A 15,586-nucleotide genomic window follows, 5' to 3' on the forward strand; every position below is an offset into this window, starting at 1 on the left:
TGGGATGAAAGAAGTCTCATCCCAGTGATTGCTTAGATCGGGTTATTTAATTCGAAATAAACATACTCAATATCAAATTGTTCTGAAATGGCTTGACCTAATCGCTGCACGCCATAGCGTTCAGTCGCATGATGTCCGCAAGCAAAATAATGTACGTCTAATTCTTTGGCTTCATAGAAAGTACGTTCACTGACTTCGCCTGAAATATAGGCATCACAGCCTTGTTCAGCGGCTTTTACAATGAAATCTTGTGCACCACCAGTACAAAAACCGACTTTTTCAATCATGGTCTTATCCGCAGGAAGATGAATGACATCAAACTTTAATTTTTCAGACACAAACTGTTTAAACTCTTCCACAGGCATGGGCTGTTTTAAATAACCAATATTGCCAATAGGATGACGCTCAGATGGATCAAGTGCTTCAATACGTTCCAGTTCGAGGCAATCTGCAATCGCTGCATTATTTCCAAGACGTGGATGGCTGTCGAGGGGGAGGTGATATGCCAGTAAAGAAATGTCATGTTGAATCAGACTCTTGATCCGTTTACCGCGCATACCTGTGATAGGATAGGCTTCACCTTTCCAAAAATAACCATGATGAACCAGTAAGAGATCCGCATTTTCTTGGATCGCAGCATCAATGGCATCTTGCGATGCTGTTACCGCAGCTAAAATTTTACGTACTTCGGTTTTACCTTCAATTTGAAGGCCATTCGGTGCATAGTCCTTAAACTCAGGTGATTTAAGGGTTTGATCACACCACTGGATAATGTCTTGTAATTTTGCCATATTGACTTAAAAACTCTTTTAAATTGATTACATCGGAGGCTATTGTTTATTGTAACTAAAGCATGACAAAACTCTTGCTTATTTTTGTGCTTCGGCTTGAATTTCGCTTTACAATAGGCATAAATTACTTAGTCATCAATGAATTAAAACATTTTAGAGGGTGAAATCGTGCGCAGGACCTTTTCCTGGTTACCTTGGGTATTACTCATTTTAGTCATTGCTGGATTTTTTGCTTGGCAACAGTATCAAAAGCCAAAAGCACCTGTGGCGTCGGATGGTATTAAGATGCCCGCTGAAAAAGTTGAGCCTTTAATTAACACCACGCGTACCGGTGGTGTAGTTTCTTATAGTGCTGCAGTGAAAGTGGCTGCACCAGCAGTAGTAAATATTTTTACCACGCAAAAAGTCAAACAGCTTGACCATCCATTACTCAATGATCCTGCGTTCCGTGAGTTTTTTGGCAATCAAATTCCAGATCAGTTTAGCCAAAATAAAAATGAAAACAGTTTGGGGTCAGGTGTGATTGTTCGCCCAGATGGTTATATTCTGACCAATAATCATGTAATTGCTCAAGCTGATCAAATTGTTGTGGCATTACAAGATGGTCGTCGTGCAGTGGCAAAAGTGATTGGTACAGATCCCGATACTGATTTGGCTGTGATTAAAATTGAGCTGGCAAATCTGCCTGTTTTACCCTTTAAGCTCAGTGGTAACGAAGTGGGTGATGTGGTCTTGGCTATTGGTAACCCATTTGGTGTAGGTCAAACCGTTACGCAGGGTATTATCTCTGCTACAGGACGCTCTGACTTAGGTATTAACACTTATGAAGACTTCATACAAACCGATGCAGCAATTAACCCAGGTAATTCTGGCGGTGCTTTAATTGATGTGGCAGGTAATTTAATCGGGGTTAATACTGCGATTTTCTCTCAGTCGGGTGGATCCTTAGGTATTGGCTTCGCCATTCCTGCAAAAATTTGTCAACAAGTACTGAACTCCATTCTTAAAGATGGTCGTGTTGTTCGTGGCTGGTTAGGTATTAGCCTACTTCCTGTCGAGCAAGTGAATATTTTAGAGCCGAAAGGACCAGGTGTGGTTGTTGCAGACGTGTTAAAAACTGGGCCTGCTGCAAAAGCTGGTTTAATGAAAGGTGACAAGATTGTGAAAGTAAATGATGAAGTGATTACTTCAACCTCACATTTGATTAATTTTGTGGCTCTACAACCGCCGAATAGCACCATTCAGATTTCACTTGAGCGTGATGGTAAACCTTTAGAGGTTGCTGTGGTTGTTGGGGAAAGAAAAGAGCAAAATCAGGACTCTCAATTTATTCCATTACCTGAATAAGACTAAAAACGTAAATAAAAAATGCCTCTTTATAGAGGCTTTTTTATGCGTCGTTGATTTACAGCTGTAAATATTACATGTACTGCATGATTAAAAGACAGGTTTTCATGTTTAAAAGTCTAGGATTGATAAATGAATCTCAGCTTTAGTTGCACATTAAAGCTCACTTATTTTTAGATGTTGCCCATTCGCATCAAGCATTCATAACGTGATGAACTTATTTGGATTGGAAAAGTCTATGTTAAAAGAGGGGGGGGAGGATGCATTATGCAGCCTTTCTGTGATTCTTGTTTAACATAGAGGATAGGTTTTACTTCTAGGAAAAGTTGAGTGTAACTTTTAGAAAAATCATGGGCTGTTATCATTTGAATGGTGTTTTTAATATGCGAGTCGTTGATGACTTGGTTGAATCGGCAAGCGGACTGATCAGCCATAAAAAAACAGCAACCGAAGTTGCTGTTTTTTTATATCTGGAAATTACGCTTCTTGTTGGATACCCGCAACGAGCCAGTCTTGGGTAGAACCCGCTGGTTTTACGAAGTGCCAAACTTCAGCAAATGGTTGCGGTAAGCTGTTGAGATCTTCACTCACTGTACCAGTAAAACGTACACTAACTACGTATTGGCCATTTTCTGTCGCAGAGTCCGCAACCATTGCGTTCAGGTTTGAAAATTCAGCTACATCTTGATCTTGGTTCGCCATAATATCTTGATACATAGACTGGTAAAGATCAGGTGTTAAGTAACGCTGAATTTCAGAAATGTTACTTGCTGTGTTCATCGACTGAATATGATTGAAACGTTGACGAGCAATACGTAAGAAAGCCGCAGGTTCTGTACCGTCAGGCAACTGGCTACCACTATTGGTATAGGCAGCACCAAAAGGTGCATTGTTTTGTGGTGTAGCAGCTGAACCACCTACAGACTGACCAAAAATGTTACTGTTGTCATTTGATGTACGTGGTGCAGCTTGTTGGCCAAACGGTGCTTGTGTTGAACCATTGTTTGGCGCGTATGGATTAGGTGCTACTTTTTTTTTTGCGCCCATTTTACGGAAAATGAAGAAGGCAACAGCAGCGGCAAGAAGAATCCAAATCCAGCTTGGAATACCACCTTTTTCTTCCTGTGCTTGTGCTTGAGAAGCAGAGTTATCATCTGCCAATGCATTTGCAGCTACAGCACCAATCGCAGCACCCGCTACACCAGCCGCAACCATACCACCGACGCCTGGACCAGATTTAGCTGGAGCTGTAGCGGGCGCGGTAGGTTGTTGAGCTGGAGTTGCTTGACGAGGTTGTTGATAAGACTGAGTTGGTGCAGCTTGACGGCTCATACCGTGGCTTTTACCACCACCTGCACGTTTAGCTTCTGCTGCTAAGGGTGCAACTAAAAGAGCCGCTGTTAAAAAACCAGCAATCAAACCACGCTGTCGAACTTCCATCAAATTTTCCTACTCTATGAAAAAATAAATATTAACTCTACCTTTATGCAGTCTTTCATCCTAAATTTCAATAAAAAACGTGTTTATTTTATGAGAAATTAAAATGGATGGAATTTAGCTTAGTTGAGTTCATCACTTAAGCTCATGGCTTCAGCGAGCGCCTCATGTAAGCGCGCCACGGCGATGACCTTCACCCCAGCAATGTCTTTTTGCGGTGCGTTGCCTCGCGGTAGAATAATATACTTAAAACCATGTTTAATGGCTTCTTTTAAGCGCTCCTGTCCATTGGGGACTGGGCGAATTTCTCCAGAGAGTCCGACCTCACCAAAAACAGCCAGTTGTTGTGGTAGTGCTTTACCTCGCAGACTAGAGGCGCAGGCCAATAAGACGGCTAAGTCAGAGCCTGTTTCCGTGATTTTTAAACCACCGACAACGTTGACATAGACATCTTGTCCAGATGTTTGCACGCCACCATGGCGATGCATCACCGCCAAGAGCATATTTAAACGGTTCTGTTCTAAACCTAAGGCGACTCGGCGCGGTTGTCCATGTGCATCATCAACCAAAGCTTGAACCTCAACTAACAAAGGACGTGTGCCTTCACGGCTGATCATCACGATTGAGCCTGCAATGGCTTCATCATAACGACTTAAGAAAATGGCTGAAGGATTCGCCACTTCTCTTAAGCCTTTATCGGTCATGCCAAAAACACCGAGCTCATTGACTGCACCAAAACGGTTTTTAACGGCACGAATCATCCGATAACGTGAGTCGGACTGACCTTCAAAGTACAGAACACAGTCCACCATATGTTCAAGCACACGTGGACCAGCCAGTGCACCTTCTTTAGTAACGTGCCCAACGATAAACAAGGCCGTACCACTATTTTTAGCAAATCGTGTTAGTAAAGCTGCGGACTCGCGAATTTGAGAAACACCACCCGGCGCTGACTGGAGTGTTTCGGTATATAGGGTTTGAATGGAATCTAAAATTGCCACGGCTGGGCGCTCAAGGGCAAGCATTTCACATATTCGCTCGACACAGGTTTCTGCCATGACTTTGAGTTTATCTGTAGGCAGATCAAGCCGATTTGCACGTAAAGCCACTTGAGAGAGTGATTCTTCGCCTGTGACATATAATGCCGCACTGTTGGCCGCGGCCATATGCGTTGCTGTTTGCAATAAAATGGTCGATTTCCCGATACCTGGATCACCACCAATCAGTACTACAGAGCCCGTGACAAGACCACCGCCAAGCACACGATCAAACTCACCAATTCCGGTAGGCAGTCGAGTCTCATGTGAAACTGAAATTTGATTTAAGGTGGAAATAGCAGCAGCTTGACCTGCATAGCCACCCCCCATTTTGGGTTGCGCACGATGTGTGACTGCAGGTGCAATATTGACTTCAACCAGACTATTCCATTCTCCACATTCAGAACATTGACCCGCCCATTTTGAATGGTCAGCGCCACATTGTTCACAGCGGTAAACACTTTTTGCTTTTGCCATGCTTTGTTTGATGCACTATTTGGAGTATTCGATGGTTCAACAGCATACAGAGGATTGGATTTGAAATGAATGCTCTGAATCAAAAAGCCACCCGAAGGTGGCTTAACTATTGAAGATTTTGAAGAATGTGCTTTGAAAATAGCCTTAGTACAATTCACCTGATTTACGTTTTTCGACAAAATCACGCGACTCTTTCACAATCACCGTTGACAGCAATAACAAGGCAATTAAGTTTGGAACCGCCATTAAGCCATTAAAGGTATCGGCAAATAGCCAGACTAAATCAAGAGATGCCACGCAACCAATAAACACTGATGCGATGTAAATGAGACGGTACAACAGGACATACTTTTCACCGAGTAAATAAGTACAGCATTTTTCGCCGTAATAGCACCAACCTAAAATGGTGGAGTAAGCGAAGAACACAATACCAAAAGTCACGATCCAGCCTCCGACACCCGGCAGTAATTGGTTAAAAGTGTGGGTGGTTAATACCGCACCTGTTTCACCACCAAAACTATTACCCGCCATGATAAAGCCCATGACCAAGACTATCCCTGTGATACTACAGACGATAATGGTATCGATAAACGTACCTGTCATTGAGACTAAGCCTTGACGTGCGGGGTGGTCGGTTTTTGCAGCAGCGGCAGCAATGGGTGCTGAACCCATCCCAGCTTCATTTGAGAAGACGCCACGAGCGACACCGTAACGAATGACTGCACCAATTGCACCACCTGCTACTGCTTCACCAGTAAAGGCATCACGGAAGATTAGTTCAAGTGCAGGCATGACGAGTTCAAGATGGTTGAAGATAATAATGAGGCCACCGAGGACATAGCCAATTGCCATAATCGGCACGATGAAAGAAGCGGCTTTAGAAATAGATTTAATCCCGCCTAGAATCACTAAAGCAGAGAATACGGTAATGACGATACCTGTGATCCATGTTGCCACTCCCGTACTGTTTTCAACAGCGAGCGCAACTGTGTTGGATTGCACTGAACTGCCAATCCCAAAAGACGCCAAAGTGCCAAATAGTGCAAAAATCAGGGCTAACCATTTCCATTTTAGACCGCGTTCAATGTAGTACATTGGACCGCCAGACATTTCACCTTTTTCATTTTTGATTCGGTATTTAACTGCCAGTACGCCTTCCCCATATTTGGTTGCCATACCGAACAAGGCTGTCATCCACATCCAAAACACCGCACCTGGGCCACCAAGGACACAAGCGGTTGCAACACCTGCGATATTACCCGTACCAATCGTGGCAGAGAGTGCTGTCATGAGGGATGCAAAGTGGGAAATATCTCCAGTATGAGAATGTGCTTGGTCATGTTTGCCAAATACTTGTTTAAATGCCAGAGGCAACATACGGATTTGCCAGAAGAACAAACGTAATGTGAGGAATATCCCTGTTCCGACAATGAGGACCAACATATAGGGTCCCCAGACCCAACCACTGATGGTTTCCATAAAAGTTTGTAAACTTTGTGTATTCATTTTTCTTTTAGTCCTCTATGTTTTAAAACTTGAAATTTCTAGAAAAATTTTGAGTTTTATTAAGCAATTGATATGCCACAGTCATGCTTCCTGCACGATTTTTTTATTGATTTTTAATCTTGTTGTATTTGTTACACGTAAATCTATTTTTTGACAAGTGTTTTGCTGATTTTTTCAGCAGAAACTTTACTTGTTCTTTGCGGTATTAAATATAAGAAAAATTAATTAACTTTTCAAAAGATGTTGAAAATATAGATTAATACAATTTTATTTTTATTTTTTTGTTCTTTTCGGGTAATTTTGGCGACTGGAAATAAAAGACGACATCAAGAATGAGTTTAGAAAATACAGAATCGACCTCTGAGCAAGGTGATTTGAAACGGAGTTTATCCAACCGCCATTTACAACTCATTGCGATTGGCGGTGCGATTGGTACAGGTTTATTTATGGGGTCGGGGAAGACGATTAGTCTCGCTGGACCATCTATTTTAATCATTTACATGATTATTGGTTTTATGGTGTTTTTGGTCATGCGTGCGCTTGGCGAATTATTGCTGTCTAACTTGAAGTACAAATCATTTATCGATTTCACTACCGATTTGATCGGACCGTGGGCAGGCTATTTCGTTGGTTGGACCTATTGGTTATGTTGGATCACGATTGGTATCGCGGATTTATCAGCTATTATTTATTACCTTCAGTTCTTTAATGGAGGGATGCCGTTCACACCTGGGGAAGGGGTGATGATCAGTGTTGCGGCCATTGTGTTCATTATGGGCTTGAACTTGGTCACGGTGAAACTGTTTGGTGAGTTAGAGTTCTGGTTTGCACTGATTAAGATTATTGCTATTGTGGTGTTGATTGCAGTTGGTCTATGGATGATCTTTACGGGTTTCACTTCAACGACGGGTGAAGTGGCATCATTTAGTCATCTTTGGTCACATGGCGGAATGTTCCCAACAGGCGTGACAGGCTTCCTTGCGGGTTTCCAAATTGCGATCTTTGCCTTTGTTGGTGTAGAGTTGGTCGGTACAACGGCTGCTGAAACCAAAGACCCAGAAAAGAATTTGCCAAAAGCGGTGAACTCGATTCCAATTCGTATCATTATTTTCTATGTGCTGTCTTTAGTGATTGTAATGTCGGTGACACCATGGAACGTGATTGATCCAGCAGTTTCGCCTTTTGTGAACTTGTTTAGTCAAGCGGGTATTGCAGCAGCAGCAATTATTATGAACTTGGTGGTGTTGTCTTCTGTGATGTCATCAATGAATAGTGGTGTGTTTTCAACATCGCGTATGCTGTTTGGTTTGTCTCGTGAAGATCAAGGGCCAAAAGCATTTGGTCATTTAAACAAGCGTGCTGTTCCTGCAAATGCATTGTACTTTTCGGCCATTTGTTTACTGTTGGGTGCTGCGCTGCAGTACTTTGTACCGAATACTGTTGAAGCCTTTACTTTGGCAACTACATTATCGACGATTTTGTTTATCTGCGTTTGGATTATGATTATCTGGAGCTACATTGTGTATTACAAAACACGTCCAGAGTTACATGCAAAATCGACTTTTAAACTACCAGGTGGTCTCTTTACCTGTTGGTTTGTGATCATTTTCTTCATTGGCGTAATCTATGTGTTGTCACTAGAAGCTGATACCATGAAAGCTTTAATGGTGAGTCCAATTTGGTTCATTATTTTGATTATTGGTTATTTGGGTTTCTACAAACGGAAACAGAAATAATCGATACGATTGAGAAAAACGCCAGTCTTTAACTGGCGTTTTTTTTTAACTCACTATAATCTTTAGCGCTTAGTGGTTTGGTCATGTATGTTGATCAGGTTATACTTCTTCAAAATATCAAATAGGTGATCAGATGCGTTCTGTCATTTGCTGCATCAGTGTCTTGGTGATGAGTACTGCATTCGTTGGTTGTGGTCAGTCTGGTACATTACATATGCCAAATGATCCAAACTACGACAAACGAGCTAAATATTTGCTTTATAAAGACGCAGCATCTAAGCCGTCTGCACAAAAGGAAGATACAGCGCCCGTGAAGCAAGAGTTTGCTGCACCTTCAGTTGAAACCAACCAGCCTTAATACTTTAAACGCTTCATAGAAAGGATACATTCATGAGTTTTACCCGCAATCATGGGGTTTTGCATGCTGAGCAATGCTCACTGCAACAGCTTGCGCAGCAATTTGGTACACCACTGTATGTTTATTCAAAAGCGACTTTTGAAAAACACTTTACAGAGATGGATCGTGCTTTTGACTTTATCGATCATCAAATTTGTTTTGCGGTTAAGTCAAACTCAAACATTGCGGTATTGAATGTTCTTGCAAAGCTTGGTGCGGGTTTTGATATTGTGACAGGCGGAGAACTGGCTCGTGTACTAAAAGCGGGTGGCGATGCTTCTAAAATTGTCTTTTCAGGTTTAGGTAAAACGGAGACAGATGTTCAAAAAGCATTAGAAGTGGGTATTGCATGCTTCAATGTCGAGTCTCATGCCGAACTAGACCGTATTCAAAAAGTTGCAGCAAAGCTCGGCAAAAAAGCACCGATTTCACTGCGCGTCAATCCAGATGTAGATGCGAAAACGCATCCTTATATTTCAACAGGGTTGAAAGAAAATAAGTTTGGCATTCCTTCAGATACGGTGTTTGAAACCTATCAATATGCCGCAACACTGCCGAATTTAGACATTATTGGGATTGACTGCCATATTGGTTCTCAGCTGACCGAAACACAGCCTTTTGTGGATGCGCTAGATCGTGTGATTGTGATGATCGATCAGCTTAAAACCATGGGGATTCAACTGAAACACATCGATATTGGTGGTGGTTTAGGCGTGACCTATAAAGATGAAGTGCCGCCTACCGTTTTTGAATATGCCAATGCCATGAAGCCTGCTTTAGAAAAATTGGGTTTGAAAGTGTATATGGAACCGGGACGTAGTATTTCGGCAAATGCAGGGGTACTTCTGACCAAAGTTGATTTACTCAAACCGACTATTCACCGCAACTTTGCGATTATTGATGCAGCCATGAACGACTTGATTCGTCCTGCACTGTATGAAGCATGGATGGATATTCAGCCTGTTACACCGCGTTCAGATGTCGAAGAAAAAGAGTGGGATGTAGTGGGTGCAATTTGTGAAACAGGTGATTTCTTAGGTAAAGAGCGTGTGCTTGCACTCAAAGAAAATGACATACTGGCTGTATTGGGTGCTGGCGCTTATGGTTTTGTCATGAGTTCAAATTACAACAGTCGCGGTCGCGCCGCTGAAGTGATGGTAGATGGTGAAAACGCACATTTGATTCGCGAGCGTGAAACTATTGAGTCGCTTTGGGACAAAGAACATTTATTGCCTGAAGGATAATTCAAGATGTTGTTAGAATTTACCAAAATGCATGGTCTAGGCAATGACTTTATGGTGGTTGATTTAATCAGCCAAAGAGCATTCCTTGATACTGTCACGATTCAGCGCTTGGCTGATCGCCATTTCGGTATCGGTTTTGATCAGTTGTTGATAGTCGAGCCACCTGATTTACCCAATGTTGATTTCAAATACCGTATTTTCAATGCCGATGGTTCTGAAGTTGAACAATGTGGTAATGGTGTGCGTTGCTTTGCGCGTTTTGTACATGAGCGTCAGCTCACTACAAAGACCAAGATTAAAGTGCAAACTAAGGCTGGAATTGTAGAGCCTGAACTCGGTCAAAATGGCTGGGTACGCGTAAATATGGGCTATCCAAAATTCTCACCACAGGAAATTCCATTTATTGCGGATGCCCCAGAGGCTTTGTATGACATTGCTTTGGCTAATAATGAGCAATTGACCATTGATGTGGTGAATATGGGTAATCCTCATGCAGTGACCATCGTTCCTGATGTGATTAGAGCTGATGTTGCACGTTTGGGTCCTCAGGTTGAATCACATGAGCGTTTTCCACAGCGTGTTAATGCTGGATTTATGCAAATTATTGATGAAAAGCATGCGCGCTTACGGGTGTTTGAACGGGGTGTAGGTGAAACCTTGGCGTGTGGGACAGGGGCTTGTGCGGCGGCTGTTTCAGGTATGCGCCGTGGTTTACTAGCATCATCAGTTGAAATTGAATTGGCAGGTGGAAAGCTCCATATCGAGTGGCGTGAAGGTGATGTGGTTTGGATGACGGGTCCAACCTCAAATGTCTACGAAGGACGCATAGATCTGAGTTACTATCAAAACTAAGTTTAGCATCACACAAGAAGCACTGATTCCTCAGTGCTTTTTTATCAGAAATGAAATAGCCATATAAAGAGCTGAGACAGTGCTACTATACAAAACCAATCCATCTTTCACCAAATAGAACTATAGAGGCTGAGTTGTGACTTTTGAGCCCATGCAACTGCTCTCGATGTGGTTAAAACAAAGAGAAATACAAAATCAGTCTACCCATACTTTGCTGGCTTATGAGCGAGATGTGTCTGATTTTCTGTTGTTTTGCGAACAGAAAAATCTTGAGTTGGGTGATGTTGAAGCCACTGATTTACGCGAATTTATTGCACAAAAAGTTGAACATCAACAATTGAGCTCTAGCAGTTTACAGCGGATGTTGTCTTCTATTCGTCAGTTTATGAAATGGGCTGAGCAGGGGCAACATTTGGCTTTTAATCCTGCCGATGACTTTCAATTGAAACGTAAACCTCGTCCCTTGCCTGGTCTAGTGGATATTGAAACCATCAATCAAATTTTGGATCAGGCCTTGCCTGAGAAAGAAGTCGAACAGCAAATGTGGTATCGAGACAAAGCTTTGCTTGAGTTGCTCTATGCCAGTGGATTACGCCTAGCAGAAGTACAAGGCTTAAGAATTAAAGATATCGACTTTAATCGACAGTTACTGCGTATTACAGGTAAGGGCAATAAAACTCGGGTTGTGCCTTTTGGTTCTAAAGCCAAAGATGCAGTAATGAAATGGCTGAGCATTTATCCGCTATGGAATGGTGACTTTGTTCCTGATGCACAAGTTTTTATTACTCAAAAGGGTAATCCTTTGGGAATGCGCCAGATTGAAAATCGGGTTAAGTTTCAAGCACAGCGTGCAGGTGTAAATATCGATTTGCATCCGCATTTACTGCGGCATTGTTTTGCTAGTCATATGCTGTCAAACAGTGGTGACTTGCGTGCAGTGCAGGAAATGTTAGGACACAGTAACTTAAGTACTACCCAAATTTATACCCATGTCGATTTTGACAGGCTGGCTCAAGTGTATGACCAGACGCATCCCAGAGCACAGCAGAAATCTAAAAATTAGTGCATTGGTTTTTAAAAATACAGTCACAAAAGTTTGTTAATATTTCGTTGAATGTTTTCAGCCAAAAGTTGATTTAAGTGAGCTAAGAATAAAGTGGATACAAAAAAGCAGAATATTAATAAAAAAATCGGCATTATTTTTGCTTTGTAATCATTGAAATAAATCCATTTGGTGACTGCGCTTAACTCGAAAAAACACTATTATGAACTTTTGTAGAATAATCATATAGCAAAAATTAGAGTATAAACTTAATAGAGGATGGGCTTAATGTTCCAGTTCAAGGAAACGGTAGATTTAAGCTTATATTGAAGATGACAAATGTGAAAATGGGTCAGTATATGATTTCAGATATACAAGCAAAGTACGATCAACTCAGCTCCCAGCAAAAAGATATTTTTGCAGGCTATGGTTTGCGTCAGGTCAAACACTTTGTTGAAATTAGTTTAGCCAATATTGAACCTGTACTGCCTGAAAATGCATTTGTTCAAGGTGTCAATGCTGCAGGTAAAGTTCAGGCTTTAAACGCAGAGACTGGGCAATACTATTTATGGATTTCTGATCTACAGTGGCAAGCGACTGCACAGCCCTCAAATAGCATTGATTTAAAAGACGACTTTCTTGAAGTCTGGAAAATTTTTAATCTTGGACAATATGAATTGATTGATTTAAGCCATATTCATCGAGATTTTTTAGAAAGTCAGTTGGCTTAATGACATAGAGCGTATGCCGAAGCAGTGGGCTATTTTGATCAAGTTTAGGATGATTAAAATAGCCACCATGTTGCATGCCGAGACGTTTCATTACCGCTTCAGAAGCCCTATTTTGAACTGCTGTAAAAGCAACAACCTGATCCAAATCTAAAACCGAAAAAGCAAAGTATAGGCAAGCCTGCGCAGCTTCTGTGGCATAACCCTGATGCCAGAACTTCGAGTCCAATCGCCAACCGATTTCGACACAAGGTAAAAAATCTAAGCCCTCAGGTTGAGCATGTAAGCCTGTAAATCCAATGAACTCCTGACTATGCTTCAGTTCGACTGCCCAAAAGCCCCAACCATTTTGATTGATGAATTGCTGAAACGTTTGCGCAAGGGCATCGCTTTGTGTTTGTGTGAGTGGGCTAGGAAAATAACGCATCACTTGAGCATCTGCATTTAACTGCGCAAAGGCAGGAAAGTCATCTGTGTGCCAAGCTCTTAGTCGTAAACGTGCCGTTTCTATTACAAAATTTAACTGCGCTGACATTAGATTTCATCAAGCGGGAGTTGGAAACTTTGTTTAATGATTTGACTTGGCAAGTCTGTTTTGACACTGGTAATGCCATTCTTTTTGGTCAAATGGGTGGATTGGAATTCACGATAGCTTTCTAAATCAGGTACTACAACTTTCAGCATTGCATCGCATTCCCCTAAAATAATGTAGCATTCCATGACTTGAGGGAGCTCTTTCATGGCTTCAATAAAGGTGTCGATGGTTTCGGCATCTTGACCGACCAGCCAAATACGCGAGAACAGAATCAGTTGAAGGCCAATTTTTTGTGGATCGACCACAGTGGTATAATTTTGAATAACACCTGCTTCTTCTAATAGTTTGACGCGTCTTAGGCATGAGGATGGGGATAGACCGATTTCTCGTGCTAAGTCATTATTTTGAATACGGCCATTGTCTTGTAAGTGGCGAATGATATTTTTATCAATACGGTCAAGTTTGATGCGCACAGACTTTGGTGATTGTTTCATATCTTAGAATATAATTTGAAAAATACGTTTTATTATAGAATAAATTGAAAGCCAATTTTGTATTATTTCGCACATACTAATTTTCACTTTCTAATGGATGAAAGGGGAAAGAAAATGTCTGTATATGTACTCTTTGCACTGACCGTGCTGCCGCTGATTTTTACACCTGGGCCAGATATGTTATTTATTCTGTCTCAAGTTATGGGCAAAGATGCAAAAGCAGGTATGATGGCGACTGTCGGCGTATGTTCAGGCTATTTACTTCATTCCATTTTAGTAGCTTTAGGCATTGCTGCCATTATAGTTTCTTTCCCGCTTTTATTTGAAACCATCCGCTGGTTGGGTATTGCATATTTGTTGTATCTAGCCTTTAGTTTATTAAAGTCGGTTTTTAGCACTAAAAAATTGCAATTGGACCGAAAAACGGAAAATAACCCGATCAAAAAGGGTTTTTTTACCGCACTGTTAAACCCCAAAGGTATGCTTATTTATTTTGCAATCTTGCCGCAATTTATTGATAAATCTGCCAACACTGTCAGTCAAGGTTTGATTTTATCTTTAATCTTTATCGCGATGATATTTGTGGTCTACTGTAGTTTGAGTCTGTTTTTTGCAAAACTGACGCAGAAGTCTTCAATAGATGAACGTAAGCAAAAATGGATTGATGGTACTTCAGGTGGTCTGCTGGCATTAGCCGCGACATGGTTGATTACCAATTAAACTGTGAGAAGCGTGTCTGAACGGCATGCTTCTTTTGAGGAAATTCTTTAAATCGCCTAATAAAGCATCAGCATTGTGTCGCCGTATGTCTAAAATAATGAGTATTTGAATCTAGAGATATGTGATCTATCTTAAATGACAGATTGGTGAAGCCTGATAAAGATGTGAACAGGCAGTCAATAATCTATTTGATGATGAATATGGGAGATGAGAAATCAAATCTTTGAATAATATAAATCAGATAAAAATATAATAAAAATCATAACTTAATCTGAGTGTAATTTTGTGCAAATATAGTCCGTACAAAAAAGTATGAACGCGTCGTTCAGCTAAATTTACGCATTTTTACAGCTCTTTGGTGAATTGTGACTTGACCGAAATGCCGTACACATTGCAAGATAGGGCACCTAAAAAAATTTAAGTGAAGAGTTAAACTAACTTTTCTCAACATTTACATTTGCTAAAACAGCCGAGGATTACATGAAGGCTCTTGTTGCTGTAAAACGTGTGGTTGATGCCAACGTTAAAGTTCGCGTTAAGCCGGACAACAGTGGTGTTGACTTAACAAACGTTAAAATGTCAATTAACCCATTCTGTGAAATCGCAGTGGAAGAAGCGGTTCGCTTAAAAGAAAAAGGAACTGTTTCAGAAATCATCGTTGTTTCTATTGGTCCTAAAGAAGCGCAAGAGCAAATCCGTTCTGCTATGGCGCTTGGTGCTGACCGCGGTATCTTGGTTGAAGCTGATGACAGCCAACTGGGTGCTTTAGAAATTGCGAAAGTGTTGAAAGGCGTTGTTGATGCTGAACAACCTCAGTTGATTCTTCTTGGTAAGCAAGCAATTGATGATGACTCTAACCAAGTCGGTCAAATGCTTGGTGCGCTTCTCGGTGCAGGTCAAGGTACTTTTGCTTCTGAAGTTAAAGTTGATGGCGACAAAGTACAAGTGACTCGTGAAATCGACGGTGGTTTACAAACTGTTGAACTTGCACTTCCAGCGATCATCACCACTGACTTGCGTTTGAATGAGCCACGTTATGCAGCTCTTCCAAACATCATGAAAGCGCGTAAAAAACCGCTAGATACAAAGTCTCCTGCTGATTTTGGTGTTTCTACGACAACTAAACTTAAAACAGTTAAAGTTGAAGCGCCTGCTGAACGTAAAGCTGGCGTACAAGTGAAGTCTGTAGACGAACTTGTAGAAAAACTAAAAAATGAAGCGAAAGTGATCTAATACAGAAGGA

15 protein-coding genes are annotated in these 15,586 nt (G+C 41.4%); 9 read left to right on the plus strand and 6 right to left on the minus strand.

The features are described 5' to 3' along the window. Nucleotides 1–32: 32 nt before the first annotated feature. A complete protein-coding gene (locus CDG62_RS07375; protein WP_087526273.1) occupies nt 33–791 on the minus strand; it encodes a Nif3-like dinuclear metal center hexameric protein in 759 nt (252 codons plus the stop codon). 168 nt (nt 792–959) lie between these two features. Between CDG62_RS07375 and CDG62_RS07380 the strand changes: the two genes are divergently transcribed. Beyond that, nucleotides 960–2,138: a S1C family serine protease gene (locus CDG62_RS07380; RefSeq protein WP_087526272.1), complete on the plus strand. Its 1,179-nt coding sequence runs from the start codon at nt 960–962 to the stop codon at nt 2,136–2,138. A gap of 477 nt (nt 2,139–2,615) precedes the next feature. Here the strand turns inward: CDG62_RS07380 and CDG62_RS07385 are convergent, their stop codons facing one another. From CDG62_RS07385 to CDG62_RS07395, 3 genes are all read right to left on the minus strand, one after another. Further along, nucleotides 2,616–3,578 (minus strand): Tim44 domain-containing protein, encoded by a 963-nt coding sequence (locus tag CDG62_RS07385; protein ID WP_004695769.1) that lies wholly within the window; start codon nt 3,576–3,578, stop codon nt 2,616–2,618. A 119-nt stretch (nt 3,579–3,697) separates the two neighbouring features. Continuing rightward, on the minus strand, nt 3,698–5,089 hold the full coding sequence (gene radA, locus CDG62_RS07390) for a DNA repair protein RadA (RefSeq protein ID WP_087526271.1): 1,392 nt from the start codon (nt 5,087–5,089) through the stop codon (nt 3,698–3,700). A 144-nt stretch (nt 5,090–5,233) separates the two neighbouring features. Continuing rightward, a complete protein-coding gene (locus CDG62_RS07395) occupies nt 5,234–6,595 on the minus strand; it encodes an alanine/glycine:cation symporter family protein (RefSeq protein WP_005400491.1) in 1,362 nt (453 codons plus the stop codon). A gap of 332 nt (nt 6,596–6,927) precedes the next feature. On the opposite strand from CDG62_RS07395, the gene CDG62_RS07400 reads away from it, so the two are divergent. The 6 genes from CDG62_RS07400 to CDG62_RS07425 all read left to right on the plus strand — a co-directional run bounded on the left by CDG62_RS07400 (nt 6,928) and on the right by CDG62_RS07425 (nt 12,597). Next, nucleotides 6,928–8,331 (plus strand): amino acid permease, encoded by a 1,404-nt coding sequence (locus CDG62_RS07400; protein ID WP_087526270.1) that lies wholly within the window; start codon nt 6,928–6,930, stop codon nt 8,329–8,331. Between the two features lie 133 nt (nt 8,332–8,464). Then, complete coding sequence (locus CDG62_RS07405; RefSeq protein WP_004982578.1) at nt 8,465–8,689, plus strand: hypothetical protein; 225 nt, start codon at nt 8,465–8,467, stop codon at nt 8,687–8,689. 32 nt (nt 8,690–8,721) lie between these two features. After that, the gene (gene lysA / locus CDG62_RS07410; protein ID WP_087526269.1) at nt 8,722–9,972 is read left to right on the plus strand and encodes a diaminopimelate decarboxylase; all 1,251 of its coding nucleotides are present in this window, start codon (nt 8,722–8,724) and stop codon (nt 9,970–9,972) included. 6 nt (nt 9,973–9,978) lie between these two features. Next, on the plus strand, nt 9,979–10,824 hold the full coding sequence (gene dapF / locus CDG62_RS07415) for a diaminopimelate epimerase (RefSeq protein WP_087526268.1): 846 nt from the start codon (nt 9,979–9,981) through the stop codon (nt 10,822–10,824). 151 nt (nt 10,825–10,975) lie between these two features. Continuing rightward, on the plus strand, nt 10,976–11,887 hold the full coding sequence (locus CDG62_RS07420; protein ID WP_162904065.1) for a tyrosine recombinase XerC: 912 nt from the start codon (nt 10,976–10,978) through the stop codon (nt 11,885–11,887). Between the two features lie 311 nt (nt 11,888–12,198). Next, nucleotides 12,199–12,597 (plus strand): hypothetical protein, encoded by a 399-nt coding sequence (locus CDG62_RS07425; protein ID WP_087526266.1) that lies wholly within the window; start codon nt 12,199–12,201, stop codon nt 12,595–12,597. Here CDG62_RS07425 and CDG62_RS07430 read toward each other — a convergent pair. Together CDG62_RS07430 and CDG62_RS07435 are read right to left on the minus strand one after the other, a co-directional pair. Then, entirely contained in the window at nt 12,524–13,129 is a 606-nt protein-coding gene (locus CDG62_RS07430) for a GNAT family N-acetyltransferase (RefSeq protein ID WP_087526265.1), read from the minus strand. The genes CDG62_RS07425 and CDG62_RS07430 overlap by 74 nt on opposite strands. Further along, nucleotides 13,129–13,623 carry an Lrp/AsnC family transcriptional regulator gene (locus CDG62_RS07435; RefSeq protein WP_004695793.1) on the minus strand — a complete coding sequence of 165 codons (495 nt, stop codon included), beginning with the start codon at nt 13,621–13,623 and terminating at the stop codon, nt 13,129–13,131. Before CDG62_RS07435 ends, CDG62_RS07430 begins: the two co-directional genes overlap by 1 nt. A gap of 114 nt (nt 13,624–13,737) precedes the next feature. Between CDG62_RS07435 and CDG62_RS07440 the strand changes: the two genes are divergently transcribed. Both CDG62_RS07440 and CDG62_RS07445 read left to right on the plus strand, forming a co-directional pair. Next, nucleotides 13,738–14,343, plus strand: coding sequence for a LysE family translocator (locus CDG62_RS07440; RefSeq protein WP_087526264.1), 606 nt, complete (start codon nt 13,738–13,740; stop codon nt 14,341–14,343). Nucleotides 14,344–14,823: 480 nt separating this feature from the next. Beyond that, nucleotides 14,824–15,576 (plus strand): electron transfer flavoprotein subunit beta/FixA family protein, encoded by a 753-nt coding sequence (locus CDG62_RS07445; RefSeq protein ID WP_005400499.1) that lies wholly within the window; start codon nt 14,824–14,826, stop codon nt 15,574–15,576. Nucleotides 15,577–15,586: the final 10 nt, after the last annotated feature.

It is taken from the genome of Acinetobacter sp. WCHA55 (genome assembly GCF_002165305.2).
Taxonomy (GTDB): domain Bacteria; phylum Pseudomonadota; class Gammaproteobacteria; order Pseudomonadales; family Moraxellaceae; genus Acinetobacter.